The sequence below is a fragment of the Pseudomonas sp. 91RF genome (assembly GCF_003576265.1).
Lineage (GTDB): Bacteria > Pseudomonadota > Gammaproteobacteria > Pseudomonadales > Pseudomonadaceae > Aquipseudomonas > Aquipseudomonas kribbensis.
This window is the reverse complement of the sequence record NZ_QWFC01000031.1, coordinates 16,526-39,816: the sequence shown is the minus strand read 5'-3', so window position 1 is coordinate 39,816 and position 23,291 is coordinate 16,526. Positions and strand designations below refer to the sequence as shown.

The following is a 23,291-nucleotide window of genomic DNA, read 5'->3' as shown; positions in this document are numbered from 1 at the left end:
TGTTTGGCTGGGGATGAAAAGACGCCGCGGCTCATGATTGCGCCCCGTCCAGGCGATCACGCAGATGCCGCAGGGTGCGGATCATATACTTTTCCACCATGTTCTTGGACAGGCCCAGGCGCTCGGCGATTTCCGCCTGGGTCAGGCCTTCGATCTTCTGCCAGACGAAAATCCGCCGGCAGTTGACCGGCAATTCGGTGAGCGCCCGTTCGATGGAATCGGCCAACTGGATCGCATGCATGTAATGCTCCGGGTCACCGGTCGGCGACTCACTGAGATCGATCGCCTCCGACTCCATGGCGCCCCGCCGGTCCTCACGCCGATAGCCGTCCACCGCGATGTTGCGCGCCGTCTGATGCAAATACGCCCGGGGTTGCTGCACCGCCGACGAATCGGATTCGAGCACCCGCACAAAGGTGTCGTGCGCCAGATCCTCGGCCTGCGAGCGATTGCGCAGGCGACGGGTCCAGGTGCCGATCAACTCTTCGTAATGCTCGAGAAAGCCGGGTCTGCGGGGCAGCATGGGGATCATTGCGGCGTGCTGAGGAAAGGGGCGGGAATGGTAATACTTCCTATTAAGCCCGGCAAATCATTCCAGGGCCCCTCGACAAGAGGATGCAAACACCCTATTTGCCTTTGGCCTTGCCGATACCTTTTCCCTGATCCGGGTCGACAATCCCGAAGCAGCCCACCGGTGGGTGCAGGTACTGATACAGGGGATTGACCAGCAGGTGCGCATCACCGCAAGTAATCAAGTGCATGTGGTCACGGTAAGTGTCGATGAGGTGCTGGATCGAAGGCGCGATGTAGGGATGAATGCCAGTGCGCAATCCCATGCCGGCCTTCACATAGTTCGAATAGAGTTCCTTGAACTTGCCACCGTCCTTGGCTGGCAGCCGAGTAGTTGGCGATGGAGGAGCACTGAACAGATCCTGAAACTTCTCGAACCCCGTCCTCTCTCCCACGTAGGGCCTGGCAAAATCTGTGAGGGCCTTGTACTCGGCCTTTAGAAATCCCATGTCCGCGACTTTTTTGCAGTCGTCCAGCATGCCTTGGACGAATGCAACCATGACATTGGCGGGAAAGTCTTGCGCTTTGTTGTAGTAATTCTTCATCAGGTTTTCAAGGATCGGGAAAACCGGGTGCTCCCAGCCGAAAACCTTGCCCCGGTCGAAAACCGGCGCGAACAACGGCGGCACTGACTGACGCGTGACGTCCCTTGGATACTGCTCGACATGGCAGACGATCTTGTTGTCTTCGATCAGCGGTCCGAAGAAGTCTGCCCATACACCCTGAGCCGCCCACTGAAACGGCGGTTCCCGGTGGGCATCGCCGGTGAGAAAGATCATCGGGTCGTACTCATCCGGAAAATGTTTGGCGGCCGCTGCAAGATCCTCCGCCCGCTCATCCGACATCAACACCCCTTCATCGATCCACCAACTGCTGCCGAACTTCTTGCCCATGAAATTGCACTCCGTCAGTCCCTTGCAGTGAGCATCCGTTTCATGACGCTAGCCGTCATCCGGGATTTTTCCAGCAGCCCACGACACCTCCAGCGCTCTAACCCGCGACAACCTCCGCTTTGCGCAAGCAAAACCACCCATGCATCAACCCCGCCTGAAAGAACTGTACCGGCGCCTCGAACCCGGCCGACTCGATCAGTCCGGCGACCTGTGGCGCCGGCAGGATCGCCACATCGCTGGCATACGCTGCTCGCGCTCGTTCGAGCATTTGCGCCGGCACCTGGGCCGAAGCCATCAGCGTCATCCAGTGACGCAGCAATGCTTCATAGGCCGGCGAGGCGGTGTCAGAAGCGAGATCAGCGTTCGCCAGAACCCCGCCCGGCACCAGACGACGAGCAATCTCGTGGAAAAAGCCGATACGGGCCTGCGGGTCGAGCAAAAACTGCGACACAAGAAAACAGGTCGCCCCGTCGTAAGCGCAGTCATCCGTCAGCGTATCGAGGTAGCCTTCGTGAAAACGGCAACGGGCCAGGAAGCCGCCTTCGGTCGCTCTTTGACGGCACACGTCGAGCATCGCGCCCGAAGGGTCGACCCCGGTGAATTGCCAGCCGGGAAACCGCTGCGCCAGGTGCGCCATTTCCACACCGGTGCCCACACCGACACAGAGAATCCGGGCATTTTCCGGCCGGCCCGCGAATACCGAATCCAGCAGCAAATAAAGAGCATCACGAATGGGCGCCATGCCGCTCCACTGTTTGTCATAGACAGCGGACTGCTGGTCGAACAAGGCCTTGAGTGCCTGATTGTCCATGGAAAACTCCTCTGCATCATGATCGCGGTGAAGTTTCATTATCGCAGGGCTGTCAAGGCCTCCCCGGTCCAGCGTGCGATTGATCATTCCGTCCAGCAACTGGTCGCAATCCATCAACCCCCACACCGCCCCGCACCCTAGATTAGATCCCACAACAACAAGCCGTGGAGATCGCCTCATGCACAGTTTCCAGACCCGCAAGCAGCACAGCCCGGTCGATGCCTGGGATCAGCAGGATCCGGAGCAGGCCTTCACCCTGCCCTCGCGTTATTTCTACGATGACAGCCTGTTCCGTGCCGAGCGCGACAACATTTTCATGAAGGCCTGGCATGTCGCCGGGCATGTCAGTGAATTCGCCGAGCCGGGACAGTTCGTGGTCACCGATCTGTTCGATCAGAGCGTGGTGGTGGCGAAGAACCGGCAGGGGCAGATCCATGGTTTTCACAACGTCTGCCAGCATCGCGGCAATCGCTTGCTCGAAGAGCGCCGTGGTACCACCAGCGGCGTGGTGCGCTGCGCCTATCACTCATGGTGCTACGAGATGGACGGCAGCCTGCGTGGTGCACCGCGTTGCGAGCGGATGAAGAATTTCGAGCTGGCGCAGTTCAACATTCCCCAGGTGCGCACCGAAGAACTCGGCGGTTTCATCTACTTCAACCTCGACCCGAATGCGCCGTCGCTGCGGGATCTGTTCCCCGGCGCCGACGAAGAAATGCGCCGGGTGTTCCCGGACCTGACCGACATGCGCCTGATCGAGGAACAGGACGTGATCGTGCCGGCCAACTGGAAGGTGATCATGGACAATTCCATCGAGGGCTATCACTTCAAGCTGTCCGGCCCGTGCCACATCGACCTCGCCCGGCTGATCGACTTCAAGGGTTATCAGTTGATCAAACGCGACCACTGGTGGACCTACGCCGCACCGGCCAATCTGTCGGCGACCGAGGCCTATGGCGTGCCGCTGAAAAGCGAGCTGAATCCGCAGGAATGCTTCTTCAACATCGGCCTGTGGCCGAACAACACCTTCTACACCTTCCCGTTCTCCGAGTTTCTCGGCTCGTTCATCATGATTCCACTGGATGCCGAGCGCTCGCTGCTGCGCTTCGGTTACTACTCCAGCAACCCCGAGACAGCCGCCGTCAGCACGGCGTGCATGAAGTGGATGAACGAAGACCTCGGCCCCGAAGACATCGCCCTGAACATCTCGGTGCAAAAAGGCCTGCGCTCGCTCGGCTATGACCAGGGCCGCTACATGATCGACGCCCAGCGCAGCAATGAAAGCGAGCATCTGGTGCATCACTTTCATCGCCTGGTGTTCAACGGCATTCACGGCCATTGCGTGGACTGATCCGCCCTTCCCTCGTCATTTGTCAGAACGGAGCAAACCATGGACGACACCGGGTTTGATTACCTGATCGTGGGCGCCGGCTCGGCCGGTTGCGTGTTGGCCAATCGCCTGAGCGAAGACCCGAGCGTGCGCATCCTGCTGCTGGAGGCCGGCCCCGAGGACAAGAGCTGGACGATCGACATGCCGTCCGCCGTGGGCCTTGTGGTGGGCGGGTCGCGCTACAACTGGCGCTATCAGTCGAAGCCGGAGCCATACCTCGACGGCCGGCGGATCGGCACGCCAAGAGGCCGCACCCTCGGCGGTTCATCGTCGATCAACGGCATGGTCTACATCCGTGGCCATGCCCGGGATTACGACGGCTGGGCAGGACAGGGCTGCACCGGCTGGAGCTATCGCGAGGTGCTGCCGTACTTCAAGCGTGCGCAGACTCACGCCGATGGCGGCGATGACTATCGCGGTGCCGGCGGCCATTTGCACGTCACCCCTGGCGACGTCGGCACACCGTTGTGCGCAGCGTTCATCGCGGCCGGGGCCGAGGCCGGTTATGGTGTCAGCAAGGATCTGAACGGTTATCGTCAGGAAGCCTTCGGCCCGGTGGATCGCACCACACGCAACGGTCGGCGCTGGAGCACTTCGCGCGGTTATCTGAGCAAAGCGTTGGCCCGGGGCAATGTGCGGGTGGTCACCGATGCACTGGTGCTGCGCATTCTGTTCGAGGGACGGCGAGCGGTGGGGATTGACTATGAACAGAACGGCGAAACGAACACTGTCCGCGCCCGGCGTGAAGTGCTGCTGACCGCCGGGGCGATCAACTCCCCGCAGTTGCTGCTGCTCTCGGGCGTGGGCCCGGCGGCAGAATTGCGCGACCTCGGCATCAGCGTTATCCACGACCTGCCCGGCGTCGGCAAACGCCTCAACGATCACCCGGATGCGGTCGTGCAATATCGCTGCAAGCAACCGGTGTCGCTGTATCGCTGGACCACCGCGCCGGGCAAATGGTGGATCGGTGCGCGCTGGTTCGTCCGTCACGATGGTCTGGCGGCGAGCAACCATTTCGAGGCCGGCGCGTTCCTGCGCTCCCGGGCCGGCGTCGAGCACCCGGACCTGCAACTGACCTTCATGCCGCTGGCGGTGCAACCGGGCAGCGTCGAACTGGTGCCGACCCACGCGTTCCAGATCCACATCGACCTGATGCGCCCCACCAGTCTCGGTAGCGTGACGTTGCACAGCGCCGAACCCCGGCGGCCGCCAAGGATTCTGTTCAACTACCTGAAGTCCGCGCAGGACCGTGCCGACATGCGCGCCGGCGCACGGCTGGTGCGCGAGATCCTCGAACAACCGGCGATGGCTCCGTTCAAGGGTGAAGAACTGGTGCCGGGCCGTTCGGTGCAGACCGACGCCGAGCTCGACGCCTGGGCGCGGCAAGTCACGGAAACCGGCTACCATGCCAGCGGCACCTGCAAGATGGGCCCGATTGACGACCCTGAAGCGGTGGTCGATCCACAACTGCGGGTGCACGGCCTCGACGGTTTGCGCGTCGTGGACGCATCGATCATGCCAGTGATCGTCAGCGGCAACACCAACGCACCGACGGTGATGATCGCGGAAAAGGCCAGCGACCTGATCCGCAACCTCGCCCCGCTGCCAGCCGCCGATGTACCGGTGTGGACCCATCCGCACTGGCAGACCGAACAACGATAAAGCAGAGATGGCGATGACCCGATCCGCTGAAGCTGTACCGCGCCATGAAGCACCGCTGCGAGTGGCGGTGCTGTTGCTGCCGGCGTTTTCCAATTTCGGTCTGGCGGCGGTGCTGGAACCACTGGCCATCGCCAACTGGCTGAGCCAGCGCAGGCTGTTCGAGTGGACACTATTGTCCTTGCAGCCCGGCCCGGTGACGGCCAGCAACGGTCTGGCAAGCATCGCCGAGGACGGTTTGAACACTGAGCAGGCCTTCGACGCCTGCGTGGTGCTGGCCAGTTTCGAGGTGCATCAACACAGTCGCAACCCCGCGCTCAAGAGTTGGTTGCGCAAGCAGGCGTTGTTCGGTGCGGTGTTGATCGGCGTGGAAACCGGCACTGAATTGCTGGCGGCTGCCGGTGTGCTCGATGGCTACGAAGCGGCGGTGCATTGGGACAACCTGCAAGGCTTTCAGGAAAGCTACCCCAAGGTCCGCGCCCGACCGCAGCTCTACACCCTCGAACGTCAGCGCCTGACCTGCGCCGGCGCGACGACCATTCTCGACATGCTGCTGGGCTGGATCGGCCAGCGCTTCGATGCGGATCTGGCCCGGGAAATCGGCCTGCACCTGTTGATGGGCCAGATGCGCGCCCCGGCGGACAATCAGCTCGACGGCGGCCTGGGCAACAGCGGGATGTACGGCAACAAGATCCGCCGTGCCGTGCAGTTGATGGAAAAGGCGCTGGAAGAACCGCTGGACTGCGAGGCGATTGCCAGCGAAGTCGGCCTGTCGCGGCGGCAACTGGAGCGCCAGTTCAAACATCAGACCGGGCTCTCGCCGCTCAAGTACTACATCACCCTGCGCCTGGCCCGGGCGCACAACCTGCTGCAACAGACACAGATGAGCGTGGCCCAGGTGGCGGCGTGTTCGGGGTTTGGCTCGCTGGAGCATTTCTCCCGCACTTACCGCGCACGTTTCGGCTGCCCGCCGAGCGAGGACCGGCGTCAGGCGTGGAGCGCGCCGGTGATGCGCCAGCCGTTGAGCAAGCATCAAACCTGACACACATCCCAGTGGGAGCGAGCCTGCTCGCGATAGCGCCAGATCAGTCGACACCTGTGCTGAATGACACTCCGCCATCGCGAGCAGGCTCGCTCCCACAGGTGTGTGTTTCAGGTCATTGCCTATACTGCTGCTCTTCTTCGTCGAGGATGTGCATCAGCGCCGCAAAATGCTTATCGGCAAACCCCGGATACTCCAGCCACTGCCGACACGTCTTGCGCGCCACTTCATCGCTGGCCACGCGCAATTCGCGCCCGGTCGCCAACGCGGTGATGTAAACCTCGCAAGCCCGCTCGAAGTAATACAGTTCATCAAACGCCTGGGCCACGCTCGGTGCCGCGACCAGCAAGCCGTGATTGCCCATCAGCAGGATCGGCTTGTCGCCGAGCAATTTGCTCACCCGCTCCGCCTCATCACCAAGCCCCATGCCATCAAAGCCGTCATCAATCGCCACCCGCTCGAAGAACCGCATGCTGTTCTGTTCGATCGGTGGCAGCCGCGAATCCTTCAGGCAAGCCAGCGTCGTCGCGTATTTGCTGTGGGTGTGCAGGATGCAGCGGGCCTGGGGCTGGTTGCGGTGCAAAGCGCTGTGCAAGGACCAGGCGGTGATGTCCGGGGCGTCCGGACGGTCGAGACTGGCCGGATCGTCGGCGTCGAGCAACAGCAGGTCACTGGCGCGAATTCGCGAGAAATGCTTGCCGTAAGGATTGATCAAAAACTCGCGACCATCCGCTGAAGTGGCCACGCTGAAATGATTGGCGATGGATTCGTGCAGGTTCAAGCGCGCGGCCCAGCGCAGGGCGCAGGCCAGCTGGATTCTCAGGTATTCGACGTTGTCGTGCATGGCGCGGCCTCCCGGTTTCATCCGAGTGTAGAGCGCATGCATTCATCGACTTGACGGGAAACGACAGTGGCTGCCGTTTTGAGAGAGACGCACATCAGAAGCGGGAGCGAGCTGGCTCGCCCCCGCCGGTTTCACTGACGGTGAATCAACCTCTTTCGTCGATCCCCGCTTGCAGGGACTGACTGTCCAGATGACCGCTCAGGGTCACTGGGCCGACTTTCAGGTTGCCGTTTTCAAGGGAAACCTTCGGTGCGTTTTCTTCGGTTTTGTGCGGCAGGTCCAGGCCGGCTTTCACGCCGTAGTCGCGGTTGCTCAGGTCGGTGCTGCTGACCTTCGCCCCCCCCAGATCGACCTTGCCTTCAGTGGCGGAAATCCGCGCACCGGTCAGCTGCGTAGCGCCGCCGACCGTGAGATTCACACCCTGGCTACCGCTGATGCCTGACGCCTGTTTCACGCTGTCCTTGTGCGCGTATTCGCCTTCGGCTTTCAGCGTCGGCTTGTAGTCGGTGCCGGCCAGTTTGCCTTTGTCGTCTGCAGGAGTCTTCTTCGCGGTCAGGCCCAGATCGACATCGACCTTGGCGTGACTGCTGGAGTCCTGACGGCTTTCGACCGACAGATCACCGGCCACGTTGCCGCTGACATTGCGCGCATCGATCCGCGCACCGCTCAGGCTCGCATCACCGGCGCTGTTCAGCACCACAGTGTCAGCCTTGATCTGGCTGTTCTGCTGAGTGGTGCCTTGCAGGTAATCCACGCCGACCTTGGCCCCGGCATTGAAGCCGTGGTCGCTGCTGACTTTTTCATCGGCGGCGGTCGGTGTGCTTTTGCTCAGATTGCCACCGGCGTTGAGCGCAACATTCCAGTTGTTACGGCTGTCGGTGGACTGCGCGGACTCCTGAACGAAGCCGCCCTTCTGCGCGTCGATGCCGACGTTTGGCGCAGTGACCTGAGTGCCTTGCAGGCGCACCGAATCACCGCTCAACGCGATGCCGTTCTGGCTGTTGAGCTGGCCACCGGTAAGAGTCTGCGTGTTCTCGTTGACCCGGCCGATGTTGAAGTTGCCGCTGAGGTTGCCGCCCTGATCGCGGCTCTTCTCGCTGTTGGTTTTGCTACCGCCGGCCTTCAGACCGCCGCCGAGATTGCTGCCAGTGGCGATGTGCGAATCAGTAGCCGCTTGCAGGTCGAGCTTGCCGCCGGCCTTCAGGTCGATTGCGCCAGCGCTGTCGATCTTCGTGCCCTGCTGAACCTGATTGCCGCCGCTGCTCAGTTGCACCGGACCGCTGCCGCTGAGGCTGGCGACGTGCGCCTGGGTATCGGTGGTCTGGTTGCCTTTGTGATCGAGCTGGAACCCGGCGCCAAGATCGACGTTGGTGCCGTCGGTGCCCGGCAAGGTGCCGACGGTCAACGAGCCGTTGCCGCGCAGACTGGAGCTGTCACTGCTTTGACGATCATTGGCCTGGTTCAGCGCCAGATCACCGCCGGTCTTGACGTTGACACCGCCCTGCCCGCCATCGAAACGGCTGCCTTCGAACTGTGCGTCACGGGCGACATTGATGTTCACACCCTGATTGCCGGCGTAAACGCCGACCACCGCCGTGGAGTTGTTTTTGCTCGACTGGCTGCTGCCACCCGCGCCGCTGCCGGCCACGTTCACGTCTTCACCGGTCTTGGTGTAGACGCGCACATCGACCTTGGCATCCACCGACTTTTCGGTGCTGTTGTGGGTGTTGTTCGCGGTATCGGCCACCAGTTTGTCAGCGCTGATGTTCACTTTGCCGGCGCTGGCATTGTACTGGGTGCCCTGGTCGTGCAGCGTGCCGCCGACCTTCACGTCCACGGTCTGGCCGTCGAACCGGCTGACCACGGCGTTGCTGCTCTGCCCGGTTTTATCGGCGCTCGCATGACCGACCGCCACGTCGATACCGACGTTCGGCTGACCGAGATTGGCCAGTGCGTCCTTGTCCGGCAACTTGCCGTCGAGCACTTCTTTCACCGCGCCGGCAATCGGCCGGGCGATGTCTTTGTACTCGACGTTGGCGCCAATGTCCGCCGACCAGTTGCTCTCCTTGTGGGTGCTGCTCTCGGTGTTGCTGGCGGCACGGTTGTCGACTTCGTTGGCGGCGACGTTCAGGCCGTTGCCGGACTTCAGTTGCGCGCCTTCGGTGGCGAGTTTGTCCGCGTTGATGTTGAGGCTGCCGCTGCTCTGCACACCGGTGGTTTGCGCGGTGGTTTTGCCGGTGGTGTCTTGCGAGGTGCTGTGCGAGAAATCCACGCCGCTGCCGGCGCGGTCGAGGCCGCCGGTGTAGTAGAAACCGCCGCCGGTGCTGCGGGTCTCGGTCGAGGTGCTGTGGCTGTCCTGCTCAGCCAGCAACGAAACATTCTTGCCGCTCAGGGTAGTGTCGCCAGCGGTGGATTTCACCTCGGCGCCCTTGAGCGTCACGTCGCCGCCCGCCTTCACCTGTACGGTGCCACCGCTGAGGCTGGAGCCCTGCTGGGTGACGTCGTTGGCGGTGACGGTTTGTGCCTTGTCTTCGTAATGCACGCCGGCGCGATACTGCTCCGCCGTCTGCTCCTTGGCGTAGGCGTCGAAGCCACGGGTCTGGGTGCTGTTGCTGCTGTCGTGGGTGTTCTGCGTCGAATGCACATTCACGTCACCGGCCGCATCCGCCGTCAGCGAACCACCGGCCTTGACCGTGGATCCGGCGACTTCGATGTCCTTGGCGCTTTTCAACTTGAGGTTGCTGTCGGACGCCAACTCGCTGCGCACCGTGGTGCTGTCCTTGCTGTTCTGCCGGGACTCGTCCTTGGTGATGCCGAAGAACTTGCTGTCCTTGTCGTGATTGTTGCTGTGCGAAGTGTCCTGCACGCCGTCGATGGTCAGCGAACCGTTGTCGCTGATCACGCTGGCGTCCTTGGCGCCACGCACCTGGCTGCCGCTGATGCGCACGTCGTCGGCCTTGACCAGCAGCTTGCCGGCGGCGTTGATCTTGCTGCCCTGATGCTGGGTCTGGCCCTTGTCGGCGTCGCCGGTCTTGCCGAAGAAACCGCCGCCGACCAGATCACCGGAATAACGGTTGTCGCTGCTGCGATTGGTGCGGGTCGCGGTGGTGATTTCCACCTGTTTGCCGGCCAGTTGCAGATCGCCGGCGCTGTCGATTTCGGCGCCTTCGGAACGCAACAGTGCGGCGGTTTGCAGGGCGATGTTGCCGCCCTTCAACTGACTGGTGACGCTGCGCTGCTCTTCGCTGCTGCTGTCCCAGTCGGCTTTCCACAGGTGCTTGCGGTGCTTGCCCTGATCGGTTTGCACATGGCTTTCAGTGGCGGCGGTCAGGCGCAGATCGCCGCCGCTTTGCACGCTGAGGTTGTTCTTCGCGTCGACCTTGGCGGCTTTCAGTTCGGTGTCTTTGCCGGACGACAGTTGCGCGTCGCGGCTTGCAACGATCTGGCTGCCGTGCTGGCGCGAATCGCTGTCGGTCTTGGTGCGTTCGTAGGTTTCCCAGGTGATGCCGATAGTGCTGTTGTTCCAGTTCTCGCGCTGCTCCTGGAGCTTGCGGCTTTCGACGGTGGTCAGGGTCAGGTTGCGCTTGGCATCGACCTTGACGTCGCGACCGCTGACATCGGTGGCGGCCAAAGTCAGGTCTTTGCCGCTGTGCAGGCCGACGTCGCCCTGGCTGCTGCGGATGCCGGCACGGGTCACGTCGAGGCTGTCCGGGATCGCCTGGCCACTGACGTTCAAGTCGCCAGCCGAACGGATCTGTACGCCGTCACGCCCGGCGACTTGCACCGCCCCGACTTTCACGCCCGCGCCTTCAGCGGTGCTGACAATGTTGATGCGTCCGGCCTGCATCGCGCCGAACAGACTGGCGTCGATCCGTTGATCGGTGGTGTTGCCCGCCGGGTCCACGGCTTTCACCTGGCCGCTGGCGTAGTCGATCTGATTACGCCCGACGGTGAGGTTCAGTTGATCACGCGCAGTGATCGCACCCTGGCTGTCGATGCGTGGTGCGATCAGGTTGATCGAGCCTTCGCCATTGCGCAGGCCGCCGCCCTGAATCTGCAACTGACCGGTGGTGTCGCGGGTGCTCAGGGCTTGCAGTTTGCCGTCGTTCAGCTCGGGACGACCGACCACCAGATTGGCGTTCGGCGTGTTGATGAAACTGCCGCCGTTCACCGAAATGCCGTTCGGGTTGGCGAGCACATAGTCGGCGGCGCGACCAAAGATTTCCTGGGCGCCGTTGATGGCCGACGGGTTGCGGCTGATCACTTCGTTGAGGATCACGCTCGCGGCTTGCCCCTGCAATTGCGGGTTGGCCGCCAGTTGCCCGGCGAGCTGCGATTGCCCGGCCTGCAAGGCGTTGTTCAGCACCAGGCCCTGACGGTCGACGTTGTAGTCGAGGAACTGGTTATGCGACAGGCCCGAGCCGTTCGGCGCGACGATGTTGACGATCGGGACGCCGCCCTGGGTTTGCAGTTGCGCGGTGCCGCCGGGGCCGGGCGCGACCACCACACCACCGGCCATGGCGCCCGGCAGGTGAGCGACCAGGAACAGGCTGGCGATGGCCCAGCGCAGTTTGCCCCGTGGGGAAAGATGAAACGCAAAGGTATTCATTGGCATAAAAAACTCTCCATGTAGTGCGGCATCACGTTGCGCGTTGAGTTGAAGGCCACGGCTGTCGCGCTCAGGTCCGATGGCTGTTGTTCACTGACGTTCATATCTGTAATCCGACGCGCATCAACCAGGTTTCAGGCTCGCGGTGCAGGCCGGTCGGGGTATTGAGGCTGCGCTGGTAATCGACATCCACCTGCAGGTTTTTCCAGCCCAGATTGAGACCGATGCTGGCGCCGCTCAGGCGTTGAACCGGGGCGCCGTGATCGGCCTTGATCCAGCCATGGTCGAGACCGACACGCGGGGTGAGCTGCATCGGCAAATCGCTGCGCAGCGGCAGGCGCAGGGTGTTGCGCCAGATCGCACCGCTGGCACCGGACGCACTGCTGACCCGGTAACCGCGCACGGCGGAATCGTCGGTGCCGAGCAGTTGTTCGATCGCCGGCAGCGGGTCGGGGCTGTATTGCACGTTCAGTTGGCTCTGCCATTGCCAGGCTTGCGCGCCCAACTGGCCGTTGCGCCACTGGCTGAGGCCGGCGCGGTACTTGCGAAACTGTGCCTTGGGCAGGTTCCTGACCTGATGATCGGCATCGTCGTCGGCACCCAGCCAGCGCAGGCCCTGGGCGTAGTTGAAGTCGAGGTTCCACACCGCGCGGTCGAGCCAGAACAGATTGAGCCCGGCCTCTGCCACGGTCAGGGTCGGGCTCTGAATGCCGAGGCGGACGTTTTCCAGATAGCTGTCGACGTTCTTGTGCGCCAGTTGCAGGTTGGCGCTGAGCTGATAGCTCTGGTCGCGCCACAACACGCGGTCGGCGCGCAGGCTGAGCTGATCGGTGATGCCGGTGCTGTACAGCGTCGTGCCCGGCAGTTTGAACGGCGCACGGTATTCGGCGTGGCTGGCAAACGTACTGAACGTCCAGTAACCGTAGGGAATTGCGTAATAGAGGCTGGCGTTGCGGTTGTAGCGGTCGCCCTGGTTGAGGGTGTCGCTGGCACTCACACTCAACAGATCGTTGAGTTCCAGAGGACTGTCGAGGCTCAGGCTCAGCGTGTTGCGATCGCGCCCGGTGCTGGCGCTGCCGAGGTTGTCGAAACCGGCGCCGAGGGCCCAACGCGACTGCCCGGAGGTCCGTGAACGCAGGATGATTTTTGACGCACCGGGCTGGCTGCCGGGGGCGATGTCAGCGGTCAGATCGAGCGAGCGCAGACGGTTCAACTGATCCAGCCCCTGCTCCAGATCCCGCAGGTTCAGCGGTTTGCCGAGCATGCCCGGGAACGCACCACCGAGAGACACCGGCAGGCTCTGGTCGGCCAGTTCGATGGACTCGATGTAGCCTTCGTCGATCAGGATATCCAGCGACTGCCCCGCTGCCGGCGCGCTGCTCAGATATGGCCGGCTGGAGATGTAGCCCTTCTCCACGTAGAGCGCGGTGATGGTCGCCAGCAGATGGTTGATCTGGCCGACGCCCATGCACGGCGCCAGCAGTGGCTGGATGCGCGCGTTGAGCTGGTCTTTGTCGATCAACGTGACGCCGCCGATGCGCGTGCCGCTCAGGGGCCAGCAGCGTTCGTCGGGTTTGATCGAATCGGCAATGGCCGGGGTGGCAGGCGTCGGGCCGAACGCGCCGCGCTCCAGTTGCCGCTTGCGCTGTTCAAGTTGCAGTTGTTGCAGATCGCGCTGTTGCTGTTGCTGCTGGCGCAGCACTTCCTGGCCTGGATTCGACGGTTCGGCGGCGAAAACGCTGGGCGCACACACACTCAACAACAAGGCCGACAACAGCGGACGAGGCAGATAACTACGACGAGAAACAGCGCGAATCGAATACGGCACTCAACATCCTTGCAATCAAATGGCTTAATGCCATCCCATCAATTGCAGTGATAGTCAGAGCCTTCCTACACAAATGCAAGACGCTTCCTACATCGCTTACATTTCTTAAACAAATGCGCTTTTAGCACGGATCGCCAGCGATAACGCCAGCAAGTTGCAGACCATCAGGGTTTCCCCGAGGGCCTGAGACCATGCGGCCAACATCAATCCCGCACCTATCAGCAAGTAATAAAACAACCCCAGCAATGCGCCGGCGGTGCCCAAACGATCCGTGTAATTGCGCAACGCTGCGCCGAGGATATTCGGGATTGCCATGCCGAACGCCAGTACCACTAGGAGCATCGGCAGCACGAACCAGGCGTGCACTTCTAACAGCCACACACCGATACCGCCGAGCAAACCGGTCAGCGCTGCCAGGCGAATCAACTGCAGTGGATGGCAACCGATTTGCAGCAACTTTTTGTTGAGCCATGCTCCAAACCCTGAGGCCAGTGCGAGCATCACGCCGCTGTAGCCGAACCACTCGCCGCTCAGGCCGAGACGTTCGAACCGGAAAGGTCCGAGGCTGTAATAGCTGAACAACGCGACGTTGAACGATGCGATCCACAGTGCCGAACGCCAGATACCGGGATCACGCAACATGTCGCCCATGGTTGCGAACAGGCCGACGGAGGTGTGTTGCGACGGACGGGTTTCCGGTAGGTTGCGCCAACTCCAGATCCACAAGATCGATGCCAGCAGCAACAACGCAACGAGCACGCCGCGATAGCCGAAGCCTTGAACCAGACTCGCCCCGCTGAACAGACCAATGGCCGGGCTGGCCGCCAGCGCCATGCCCACCAGAGAAAATACCTGGGCCAGTTCGGTCCCGCGAAAACGGTCGCGCAGTAAAGTCTGGGTCACCACCGAGCCAACAGCAGCGCCGAATGCCGCCAGTGCCTGAGCCATCAACAAGCCGTTGAAACTGCGAACGCTCAAGCCCAATGCGCAGGCAAGCGCATAAATCGCCAGACCGGCGAGCATCGAAGGCCGCCGGCCAATCCAATCACACACCCGCCCCCACGTCACCACGCCAAAGGCAAACGCCAGGAAGTACACCGACAATGTCTGCGCCGCCACTTGCGGACCGACATCGAACGCCCGGCCGATATCCCCCAGCGCCGGGCTGAACAACGTCTGGGCGATCTGCGGAAACATCAGAAGCGCAATCGCCAACATCAAAAACGTTCTATGGCTCATCACCATGACTCCTCAACAAAAACGCCGAGGAGTTTAAAAAGCCGTGGCTGGCGTATTATCCAAACCCTGACAATTTATCGTTGAAATCGGACAACCCATGGCCTGGCTTGAAGCCCACGACCGTTTTGACCCGGATCGCTTCCCGGCGCCGGTAGTCGGCATCGCGTCCACCCTCGACGATCACGACTCCGGCCTGCATCGGCATCAGCGCGGGCAATTGCTCTACACCCGACAGGGATGCACCCGCATCACGCTGGCGCAGCAGTTGTGCCTGCTGCCGCCGTCGCGGGCGGCGTGGATTCCCGGTGGCGTCACGCATCGGGCGGTGATGCAGCAAAGCGTTGATTACCGCTCCATCTACCTGACGCCCGAGTTGTGCCGCGAGCTGCCGCAACAGGTTTGCGTGATCGAGGTCAGCCCGCTGCTGCGCGCTGTACTGGAGCCAATGGCGACTGCCGATTTCGATACCGATTGGCAGCAGGGCAAATTCGTCCATCTGCTGGGGCTGTGCCTGAGTGAAATCCGCGAGGCGGCGCAGCAACCGATGCTGTTGCCATTACCGCAAGACAAGCGTCTTGCGCCCCTGCTTGCACGCCCCGAACAACTCCCCCCGGAACTGCAAGTGCTGGAGCAACAGATTGGCGCCAGCAGCCGCACTATCGGCCGGATCTTCCAGCGCGAAACCGGCATGAGCTATCAACAATGGCGCCAGCAATGGCGACTGATGCGTGCCATGGAATTGCTCGCCACCGGACGCAACCTCGGCTATTGCGCGTTTGAACTGGGCTTCGCCAGCGACAGCGCATTCATTGCGTTCTTCAAATCCATGACCGGCAGCACACCCGGCACCTGGCTCAGATAGGCAACTGACGACCGGCGATAAAAATCAATTGCCACAAAATATTACTCGCGTCATATTACAGCCGTAATAACACCCTCGCTTCGCAGGTATTACGCCATGACCAGCATGCCCACCGTTGAACCCGATCTCGCCGTTCCGGTCAGCGCTCCCAAACCTCCCCTGCTCAAACGCCTGCTGTTGCCCACTGCGGGTCTGGCCGCGCTGGTGTTCGCCGGGTTGTACGCCGTGCATTGGTGGGGCGCCGGACGCTTTCTCGAAGAGACCGACGATGCCTACATCGGCGGCGACGTCACGGTGATCGGGCCGAAAGTCGCCGGTTACATCGAAGAAGTGCTGGTCAGCGACAACCAGTCCGTGAAGGCCGGCGACGTGCTGATCCGCCTCGACGCCCGGGACTATCGCGCCAATCTGGCCAAGGCCGAAGGCGCTGTCGCCGCCGAAGAAGCGCTGCTGGCCAACCTCGACGCCACCGAACAATTGCAGCAAGCGGTGATCGGTCAGGCCCGCGCCGGCATCGATGCCGCCGGCGCCGAAACCGCCCGTTCCCGGGACGACAACGCACGCTACAAACGTCTGGTCACCACCAATGCGGTTTCGGTGGAAGCCGCGCAACGGGCCGACGCCACCTTCAAGACAGCCCAAGCCTTGAGCGCAAAAGCCCAGGCCGAACTGCTCGCTGCGCAACGCCAGCTCTCGGTGATCGAAACCCAGAAACAACAGGCCCGCGCCGCCCTTCAGCAAGCACGGGCCGAGCGCGATCTGGCACAACTCAACCTCGGCTACACCGAACTGCGCGCCCCGGTCGATGGCGTGATCGGCAACCGTCGCGCGCGGGTTGGCGCTTATGCCCAGGCAGGTTCGCAACAGTTGTCGGTGGTACCGGCCAGCGGTCTGTGGGTCGATGCCAATTTCAAAGAGGACCAACTGGCGCGGATGAAACCGGGCCAGCGCGTAAGCATCCGCGCCGACGTGTTGTCCGGCCAGGAATTCCACGGTCGCCTCGACAGCCTCGCCCCGGCCACCGGCTCGCAGTTCAGTGTGCTGCCGCCGGAAAACGCCACCGGCAACTTCACCAAGATCGTCCAGCGTGTACCGGTGCGGATCCTGCTCGACCCCGCCGACAGTGTGCTCGGCCACCTGCGCCCAGGCCTGTCAGTGACCGCTGAAGTCGACACCCGCGCCCAGCCAGAAACCACCGCCGTGGCCAGCGCGCCATGAGCCGCGCCCTCGCCGTTCCTGCACAGCCGTTCAATGCCGCCGAAATGGCGACGGCGACCAAGGTGTTCGCCTTCGCCACGATGTGCATCGGCATGTTCATCGCGCTGCTGGATATCCAGATCGTCTCGGCTTCGCTGCGGGATATCGGCGGCGGGCTGTCCGCCGGCACCGATGAAACGGCGTGGGTGCAAACCAGTTACCTGATCGCCGAAATCATCGTGATTCCGCTGTCGGGCTGGCTGTCACGGGTGTTCTCCACGCGCTGGCTGTTCTGCGCCTCGGCGATCGGTTTCACCCTTGCCAGTCTGTTGTGCGGCGCGGCCTGGAACATCCAGAGCATGATTGCCTTTCGGGCGCTGCAAGGGTTTCTCGGCGGCTCGATGATTCCGCTGGTCTTTACCACCGCGTTCTATTTCTTCACTGGCAAACAGCGGGTGATTGCTGCCGCGACCATCGGCGCCGTGGCTTCGCTGGCGCCGACACTGGGCCCGGTGATCGGTGGCTGGATCACCGATGTTTCGTCCTGGCACTGGCTGTTCTACATAAATCTGGTGCCGGGGATTTTCGTCGCCGTGGCGGTGCCGATGCTCGTGAAGATCGACCAGCCGGAACTGTCGCTGCTCAAGGGCGCGGACTATTTGAGCATGGTGTTTCTGGCGCTGTTTCTCGGCTGCCTGGAATACACCCTCGAAGAAGGCCCGCGCTGGAACTGGTTCAGCGACCAGACCATCCTCACCACCGCGTGGATCAGTGCGCTGGCCGGTGTGGCGTTTGTCGGCCGCACGCTGCACGTGGCCAATCCGATCGTCGATCTGCGCGCGCTCAAGGATCGCAATTTCGCCCTCGGCTGTTTCTTTTCCTTCGTCACCGGCATCGGCCTGTTCGCGACGATTTACCTGACGCCGTTGTTTCTCGGCCGCGTGCGTGGTTACGGGGCGCTGGACATTGGGCTGGCGGTTTTTTCCACCGGGGTGTTCCAGATTATGGCGATTCCGCTGTACGCCTTTCTGGCCAACCGACTCGATCTGCGCTGGATCATGATGGCGGGCCTGGCGTTGTTCGCGTTGTCGATGTGGGAGTTCAGTCCGATCACCCACGATTGGGGTGCCGGGCAATTGATGTTGCCGCAAGCCCTGCGCGGGATTGCCCAGCAACTGGCGGTGCCGCCGGCGGTGACGCTGACGTTGGGTGGGTTGGCGCCGGCACGGTTGAAACACGCCTCGGGCCTGTTCAACCTGATGCGCAACCTGGGCGGTGCAATCGGGATTGCCGCGTGCGCGACCATTCTCAACGACCGCACCAACCTGCACTTCACCCGGTTGGCCGAGCATCTGAACAGCAGTAACGAAGCGTTGAATCAGTGGCTGGCCCAGGTCGGTGGCAACTTCGCAGCACTGGGTCAGAGCGGTGACGTGGGCATCACCGCCGGCCTGCATCAGTTATGGCTGCTGACCTACCGCGAGGCGCAGACCCAGACCTACGGCGACACCTTCCTGATGATCATGGTGTGCTTCGTGATCGCCACGGCGATGGTGCCCTTGATGCGCAAGGTGCAACCACCGGCCGCGCCGAGTGCCGATGCACATTGATCGATCAGGCCTGTGGGGTTTTGCGAAAGCCCACGGCCAGACGGTTCCAGCTGTTGATGGTGCTGATGGCTACAGTCAGGTCGACCATTTCTTTTGGCGAGAACTGGGCAGCGACGGCTTCGTAATCTTCGTCCGGGGCATGAGTCAGGCTCAGTTGGGTCAGGGACTCGGTCCACAGCAGTGCGGCGCGTTCGCGGTCGGTGAAGAACGGCGCTTCACGCCAGGCCGTCACGGCGAACAGCCGGCGTGGGGTTTCGCCACCCTTGATCGCGTCAGCGGTGTGCATGTCGATGCAGAACGCGCAGCCGTTGATTTGCGAGGCGCGCAGCTTGACCAGTTCGATCAGGGTCTTTTCCAGCGGCAGTTTCGAGACGGCGGTTTCCAGGGCGATCATCGCTTTCAGGGCATCTGGGGAAGCGGTGTAGAAATCGGCACGAGGTTTCATGGTGGTTCTCCGGGGCGAGTGAATGTGTGGCTACGTTAGTCCCGGGGCCGGGCCAAACAAATAGCCAATCTCCCGGAAGACGGGTAGGCCACTCCTTTCTGGCGTCAGAAAAGAAAGTGCAACAGGGCAATTGCCAGCGCTCGTTCCGCGCCACTAGAATGCGATCAATTCTTAATTGCACTCTAATTGCAGCCAGGCATCGGATGCCCGCAACGAGTATCTGCCGCCCATGTCGTCTTTCGATCCGCCATTGAATCAGCAAGTCCAGACGCTCTACAGCGAACACCACGGGTGGCTGCAGGGCTGGCTGCAGCGCAAGCTGGGTAATCGCTGCGATGCGGCTGACCTGGCGCACGATACGTTTCTGCGCCTGCTCAGCCGTCAGGTGGTCAAACCGCTGGGCAGCGAACCTCGGGCGCTGCTGACGCACATCGCCAAAGGTCTGGTGATCGACCGCTGGCGGCGTCAGGACATCGAACGCGCCTACCTGGAAACCATCGCCAGCCTGCCCGCCGCCGAAGTGCCGTCACCGGAAACCCGCTACCTGATTCTCGAAACCCTGTGGCGCATCGAAGCCTTGCTGCGCGAGTTGCCGACGCAGACCCGCGACACCTTTCTGCTGTCGCAGATCGAAGGCCTGACCTACGCGCAGATCGCCACCCGCCTGAATGTTTCGCTGATTACCGTCAAACGCCACATGCGTGCCGCGTTCATTGCCTGCCTGAGTGTCGCCTGATGAGTTCGTCGATGATCAATCCGCAGATTCTCGGTGAAGCCGCCGACTGGCTGGTGCAGCTGCATTCGGGCACCGCTTCGCCGTCCGATCATCAGGCCATCGCCCAATGGCGCAGCCGCAGCGCCGAACACGCGATTGCCTGGCAACGGGCCGAAGCCCTGCTCGGTGATTTGCGCAGTGTGCCGGCCAACGTCGCGATCCAGACCCTGCAACGGGCTTCGCGCAAGGAAGGCCTCAGCCGTCGCCAGACCCTCACCCGCCTCGGCCTGCTGTTGATGGCCGGGCCGTTGGGCATCGCCTCGCAACATGTGCCGTGGCAGCAATGGACCGCCGACCAGCGCACCGCCGTCGGCGAGCAGAAGAACCTGCAATTGCCGGACGGCACCCAATTGCTGCTCAACACCGACAGCGCCGTGAACATCGCTTATAGCCCGGTCGAGCGCCGAGTGCTGCTGCTCAACGGCGAGGTGCTGATCAACACCGCCAGCGATGCTGCCGCCCGCCCGTTCATTGTCGAAACCCCGCAAGGCCTCGCCCGCGCGCTCGGCACGCGGTTCTGCGTGCGCACCGAGGGTTCGCGCAGCCTGGTGTCGGTGCTGGAGGGCCAGGTGCAAATCACCCCGGAATTGCTCAAGCAAAACGCGATCATCAAGGCCGGCGAGCGCCAGCGCTTCAAGCTGAACGGCTTCGACAGCGCCGAAACCTTCGACACCGCCAGCCTGGCCTGGGACAAGGGCATGCTGCTGGCCAGCAACATGCGTCTGGATGAATTGCTTGGAGAGTTGAGCCGCTATCGCCGGGGTGTGCTGCGCTGTCATCCGGACGTCGCGGCGATGCGCGTGTCCGGGGCGTTTTCCCTGCGCGACACCGACGCCAGCCTGCGCCTGCTCAGCGACACCCTGCCACTGAACATCAACAGCCTGACCCGTTACTGGCTGTCGGTGGAGCCTCGCGTCTGAGCCTTTGGAAAAAACTTTCAATGTTCACTGATACCTTTTCGCGCTTCGTCCGGTGAGTGGATAGACCTTTAATTCCACGCGCCCGACAGGATCGCCGAATGACCGCATTGCCCACGTCCCGCCCCGCCACTTTTCCATTCAAGGCCCTTGGCCTGGCCCTGGCTTTCAGCGCACTGTTGCCGACTGTCGGCCACGCCGCCAACAGCGTCAGCGAAAGTGCCAGCCAGAACGTCAACATCGGCCCGGGCTTGCTCAGCCACGTGCTGGCGCAATTTGCGGTCAGCGTCGGCGTGCCGCTGTCGTTCGACCCGGCACAACTCGGTAATCGCCAGAGCCCGGGCCTGCAAGGCAATTACACCGCGCAAAGCGGTTTTGCCCGGCTGCTGGAAGGCAGTGGTTTCGAACTGATCAGCACCGGCGACAACGGCTACACCGTGGCGCCGAAAGTCGCGGCGGACGGCGCGCTGGAACTGGGCGCCACCACCGTCAGCGCCCTGCACGACAGCAGCGACGACACCTACGGCGGCGAACAGGTCGCCCGCCGCGCGCAGGTCGGCATGCTCGGCAATCAGGCAGTCAACGACCTGCCCTTCAGCGTCACCAGCTACACCGCCAAAACCATGGCCGATCAGCAGGCGCAAACCATTGGCGATGTGTTGCTCAACGATGCCTCCGTGCGCCAGTCCAACGGCTTCGGCAATTTCTCGCAGATGTTCATGATCCGTGGTCTGCCGCTGGCCTCCGATGACATTTCCTATAACGGCCTGTACGGCGTGCTGCCCCGGCAGATCATCGCCACCGAAGCGCTGGACCGGGTCGAGCTGTTCAAGGGCCCGAACGCGTTCGTCAACGGCGTCACTCCGAGTGGCAGCGGCATCGGCGGCGGGATCAACCTGCAACCGAAACGCGCCCTGGACACCCCGACCCGCAGCGTCACCCTCGACTACAGCGCGGACGGCCGGGTCGGCACGCATCTGGACCTCGGCCAGCGCTTTGGCGAAGACAACCGCTTCGGCGCCCGGGTCAACCTGATGCAGCGCGAAGGCGACACCGCCGTCGATGAAGAAGACCAGCGCTCGTCGCTGTTCAGCGTCGGCCTCGACTATCGCGGCGAGCGTCTGCGGGTCTCGACCGATTTCGGCTATCAGAAGCAGGTGATCAATCAGGGCCGCTCGGTGATCTACGTCGACTCAAGCCTGAGCAAAGCCCCCAAGGTGCCGCACGCCAATGCCAGCTACGCCCAGAGCTGGAGCTACTCGCAGCTCGAAGACACCTTCGGCATGGCCCGCGCCGAATATGACCTCAACGATAACTGGACCGCCTACGTGTCCGGCGGCGCCAAGCACACCCGGGAAAACGGCGTGTACTCGTCGCTGACCGTCACCGACCTCAACGGCAACGCCCGTGGCGGCATGCTGTATCCGCCCCACGACGAGGACAATCAAAGTGCGATGGCCGGCCTCAACGGTCACTTCGACACCGGCCCCGTCAGCCATCAGTTGAACCTCGGCTGGGCGGGCATCTGGGGCGAGCAACGCTCGGCGTTCGAAACCATCGGCAACGCCTCGCGCTACTCCACCAATCTGTACAACGTCACCGACAAGCCGCGCCCGCCGGCCACCTCGTTCGCCGGTGACATCAACGATCCGCGTGTCGTCGGCAAGAACACCCTGCGCAGCGAAGCGATTTCCGACACCCTCGGCTTCCTCGACGACCGCGTGCTGCTGACCCTCGGTCTGCGCCGCCAGCAAATGAAGGTCGATGGCTGGGCCACGGCCACCGGCGCCCGCACCTCGAGTTACGACGAATCGATCACCACTCCGGTCTACGGCCTGGTCATCAAGCCGTGGGAACACGTGTCGTTCTACGCCAACCGCATCGAAGGCCTGGCCAAGGGCCCGACGCCGCCGACCAGCGCGATCAACCGCGACGAAACCTTCGCCCCGGTGCGCAGCAAACAGGTCGAGGCCGGCGTGCGGCTGGACATGGGCAGCTATGGCGCCAGCCTCGGCGTCTACCGCATCGAGCAACCGTCGAGCTACACCCAGGACGGGATCTTCCGGGTCGACGGCCAGCAGACCAACAAGGGCGTGGAACTCAACGTCTACGGTGAACCTGTCGACGGTCTGCGCCTGCTGAGCGGCGCGACCGTGATGAAGACCGAACTCGACGGCAGCAGCAACGGCGTCAACGACGGCAACCGCGCCATCGGCGTGCCGCGCTTCCAGTTCAACATCGGCGCCGACTGGGATGTTCCGGGACTCGAAGGCGCAGCCCTCAGTGCACGGATGTTGCGCACCGGCGGCCAATACCTGAACGCAGCCAACACCCAAAGCATCCCGTCGTGGAACCGCTTCGACCTCGGCTCGCGCTACGCCTTCAAGCTCGATGAAAAACAGATCACCCTGCGCGCCAACCTGGAAAACGTCGCCAACGAAGCCTATTGGGCCTCGGCCAATGGCGGTTACCTGACCCAGGGCGCGCCGCGCACGCTGAAGGTTTCGGCCACCGTGGATTTCTGAGTACCGCTGGTCACCCGGTCGGCACCAAGCGATGCGCGCTTCAGACCAATATCAGGTAAATCCCCTTTCTGGAGACGT

Annotated in this window: 17 protein-coding genes; 9 read left to right on the top strand and 8 right to left on the bottom strand. The window is 62.6% G+C overall.

Going from position 1 to position 23,291, the window contains the following annotated elements; genetic code table 11:
• Window positions 1-31: 31 nt before the first annotated feature.
• The 3 genes from DXT77_RS16965 to DXT77_RS16955 form a co-directional block, all read right to left on the bottom strand.
• A complete protein-coding gene (locus tag DXT77_RS16965) occupies window positions 32-532 on the bottom strand; it encodes a sigma-70 family RNA polymerase sigma factor (RefSeq protein WP_045121794.1) in 501 nt (166 codons plus the stop codon).
• Between the two features lie 94 nt (window positions 533-626).
• On the bottom strand, window positions 627-1,463 hold the full coding sequence (locus DXT77_RS16960; protein ID WP_119428489.1) for a hypothetical protein: 837 nt from the start codon (window positions 1,461-1,463) through the stop codon (window positions 627-629).
• Window positions 1,464-1,560: 97 nt separating this feature from the next.
• The gene (locus DXT77_RS16955; protein ID WP_119428488.1) at window positions 1,561-2,274 is read right to left on the bottom strand and encodes a class I SAM-dependent methyltransferase; all 714 of its coding nucleotides are present in this window, start codon (window positions 2,272-2,274) and stop codon (window positions 1,561-1,563) included.
• Window positions 2,275-2,452: 178 nt separating this feature from the next.
• On the opposite strand from DXT77_RS16955, the gene DXT77_RS16950 reads away from it, so the two are divergent.
• Genes DXT77_RS16950 through DXT77_RS16940 form a run of 3 tightly spaced genes read left to right on the top strand, consistent with a single transcriptional unit; the run spans window position 2,453 to window position 6,362 of the window.
• Window positions 2,453-3,622 (top strand): aromatic ring-hydroxylating dioxygenase subunit alpha, encoded by a 1,170-nt coding sequence (locus DXT77_RS16950; RefSeq protein WP_119428487.1) that lies wholly within the window; start codon window positions 2,453-2,455, stop codon window positions 3,620-3,622.
• Between the two features lie 39 nt (window positions 3,623-3,661).
• On the top strand, window positions 3,662-5,323 hold the full coding sequence (locus tag DXT77_RS16945) for a choline dehydrogenase (RefSeq protein ID WP_119428486.1): 1,662 nt from the start codon (window positions 3,662-3,664) through the stop codon (window positions 5,321-5,323).
• A gap of 13 nt (window positions 5,324-5,336) precedes the next feature.
• Entirely contained in the window at window positions 5,337-6,362 is a 1,026-nt protein-coding gene (locus tag DXT77_RS16940; protein WP_119428515.1) for a GlxA family transcriptional regulator, read from the top strand.
• A 115-nt stretch (window positions 6,363-6,477) separates the two neighbouring features.
• Here DXT77_RS16940 and DXT77_RS16930 read toward each other — a convergent pair whose 3' ends face one another.
• The 4 genes from DXT77_RS16930 to DXT77_RS16915 form a co-directional block, all read right to left on the bottom strand.
• Window positions 6,478-7,206 (bottom strand): class II aldolase and adducin N-terminal domain-containing protein, encoded by a 729-nt coding sequence (locus DXT77_RS16930; RefSeq protein WP_119428485.1) that lies wholly within the window; start codon window positions 7,204-7,206, stop codon window positions 6,478-6,480.
• Window positions 7,207-7,351: 145 nt separating this feature from the next.
• Window positions 7,352-11,821 (bottom strand): hemagglutinin repeat-containing protein, encoded by a 4,470-nt coding sequence (locus DXT77_RS16925; RefSeq protein ID WP_119428484.1) that lies wholly within the window; start codon window positions 11,819-11,821, stop codon window positions 7,352-7,354.
• A 94-nt stretch (window positions 11,822-11,915) separates the two neighbouring features.
• Window positions 11,916-13,643, bottom strand: coding sequence for a ShlB/FhaC/HecB family hemolysin secretion/activation protein (locus DXT77_RS16920; protein ID WP_119428483.1), 1,728 nt, complete (start codon window positions 13,641-13,643; stop codon window positions 11,916-11,918).
• A 105-nt stretch (window positions 13,644-13,748) separates the two neighbouring features.
• Window positions 13,749-14,882 carry an MFS transporter gene (locus DXT77_RS16915; protein WP_119428482.1) on the bottom strand — a complete coding sequence of 378 codons (1,134 nt, stop codon included), beginning with the start codon at window positions 14,880-14,882 and terminating at the stop codon, window positions 13,749-13,751.
• A 97-nt stretch (window positions 14,883-14,979) separates the two neighbouring features.
• Between DXT77_RS16915 and DXT77_RS16910 the strand changes: the two genes are divergently transcribed.
• From DXT77_RS16910 to DXT77_RS16900, 3 genes are all read left to right on the top strand, one after another.
• Window positions 14,980-15,744 carry a helix-turn-helix transcriptional regulator gene (locus DXT77_RS16910; protein ID WP_119428481.1) on the top strand — a complete coding sequence of 255 codons (765 nt, stop codon included), beginning with the start codon at window positions 14,980-14,982 and terminating at the stop codon, window positions 15,742-15,744.
• A 96-nt stretch (window positions 15,745-15,840) separates the two neighbouring features.
• Window positions 15,841-16,962, top strand: a complete 1,122-nt coding sequence (locus DXT77_RS16905) for an HlyD family secretion protein (protein ID WP_085712556.1) — start codon at window positions 15,841-15,843, stop codon at window positions 16,960-16,962.
• On the top strand, window positions 16,959-18,551 hold the full coding sequence (locus DXT77_RS16900; RefSeq protein ID WP_119428480.1) for a DHA2 family efflux MFS transporter permease subunit: 1,593 nt from the start codon (window positions 16,959-16,961) through the stop codon (window positions 18,549-18,551). Before DXT77_RS16905 ends, DXT77_RS16900 begins: the two co-directional genes overlap by 4 nt.
• Before the next feature lie 4 nt (window positions 18,552-18,555).
• Here DXT77_RS16900 and DXT77_RS16895 read toward each other — a convergent pair whose 3' ends face one another.
• The gene (locus DXT77_RS16895) at window positions 18,556-18,996 is read right to left on the bottom strand and encodes a carboxymuconolactone decarboxylase family protein (RefSeq protein ID WP_085712558.1); all 441 of its coding nucleotides are present in this window, start codon (window positions 18,994-18,996) and stop codon (window positions 18,556-18,558) included.
• A gap of 229 nt (window positions 18,997-19,225) precedes the next feature.
• Between DXT77_RS16895 and DXT77_RS16890 the strand changes: the two genes are divergently transcribed.
• The 3 genes from DXT77_RS16890 to DXT77_RS16880 all read left to right on the top strand — a co-directional run bounded on the left by DXT77_RS16890 (window position 19,226) and on the right by DXT77_RS16880 (window position 23,213).
• Window positions 19,226-19,732, top strand: coding sequence for a sigma-70 family RNA polymerase sigma factor (locus DXT77_RS16890; RefSeq protein WP_119428479.1), 507 nt, complete (start codon window positions 19,226-19,228; stop codon window positions 19,730-19,732).
• Window positions 19,732-20,691: a FecR domain-containing protein gene (locus tag DXT77_RS16885; protein WP_119428478.1), complete on the top strand. Its 960-nt coding sequence runs from the start codon at window positions 19,732-19,734 to the stop codon at window positions 20,689-20,691. The genes DXT77_RS16890 and DXT77_RS16885 overlap by 1 nt, the downstream gene beginning before the upstream one ends.
• Before the next feature lie 98 nt (window positions 20,692-20,789).
• Window positions 20,790-23,213: a TonB-dependent receptor gene (locus tag DXT77_RS16880; RefSeq protein WP_119428477.1), complete on the top strand. Its 2,424-nt coding sequence runs from the start codon at window positions 20,790-20,792 to the stop codon at window positions 23,211-23,213.
• The last annotated feature ends 78 nt before the right edge of the window (window positions 23,214-23,291 follow it).

Bases quoted from the DNA above. Each gene is read 5' to 3' on its own strand.
- DXT77_RS16960 (WP_119428489.1), bottom strand. From the start codon at position 1,463: ATGGGCAAGAAGTTCGGCAGCAGTTGGTGGATCGATGAAGGGGTGTTG.
- DXT77_RS16925 (WP_119428484.1), bottom strand. From the start codon at position 11,821: ATGCCAATGAATACCTTTGCGTTTCATCTTTCCCCACGGGGCAAACTG.
- DXT77_RS16930 (WP_119428485.1), bottom strand. From the start codon at position 7,206: ATGCACGACAACGTCGAATACCTGAGAATCCAGCTGGCCTGCGCCCTG.
- DXT77_RS16910 (WP_119428481.1), top strand. From the start codon at position 14,980: ATGGCCTGGCTTGAAGCCCACGACCGTTTTGACCCGGATCGCTTCCCG.
- DXT77_RS16880 (WP_119428477.1), top strand. From the start codon at position 20,790: ATGACCGCATTGCCCACGTCCCGCCCCGCCACTTTTCCATTCAAGGCC.
- DXT77_RS16915 (WP_119428482.1), bottom strand. From the start codon at position 14,882: ATGAGCCATAGAACGTTTTTGATGTTGGCGATTGCGCTTCTGATGTTT.
- DXT77_RS16885 (WP_119428478.1), top strand. From the start codon at position 19,732: ATGAGTTCGTCGATGATCAATCCGCAGATTCTCGGTGAAGCCGCCGAC.
- DXT77_RS16945 (WP_119428486.1), top strand. From the start codon at position 3,662: ATGGACGACACCGGGTTTGATTACCTGATCGTGGGCGCCGGCTCGGCC.
- DXT77_RS16895 (WP_085712558.1), bottom strand. From the start codon at position 18,996: ATGAAACCTCGTGCCGATTTCTACACCGCTTCCCCAGATGCCCTGAAA.
- DXT77_RS16890 (WP_119428479.1), top strand. From the start codon at position 19,226: ATGTCGTCTTTCGATCCGCCATTGAATCAGCAAGTCCAGACGCTCTAC.
- DXT77_RS16965 (WP_045121794.1), bottom strand. From the start codon at position 532: ATGATCCCCATGCTGCCCCGCAGACCCGGCTTTCTCGAGCATTACGAA.
- DXT77_RS16950 (WP_119428487.1), top strand. From the start codon at position 2,453: ATGCACAGTTTCCAGACCCGCAAGCAGCACAGCCCGGTCGATGCCTGG.
- DXT77_RS16905 (WP_085712556.1), top strand. From the start codon at position 15,841: ATGACCAGCATGCCCACCGTTGAACCCGATCTCGCCGTTCCGGTCAGC.
- DXT77_RS16940 (WP_119428515.1), top strand. From the start codon at position 5,337: ATGACCCGATCCGCTGAAGCTGTACCGCGCCATGAAGCACCGCTGCGA.
- DXT77_RS16900 (WP_119428480.1), top strand. From the start codon at position 16,959: ATGAGCCGCGCCCTCGCCGTTCCTGCACAGCCGTTCAATGCCGCCGAA.
- DXT77_RS16955 (WP_119428488.1), bottom strand. From the start codon at position 2,274: ATGGACAATCAGGCACTCAAGGCCTTGTTCGACCAGCAGTCCGCTGTC.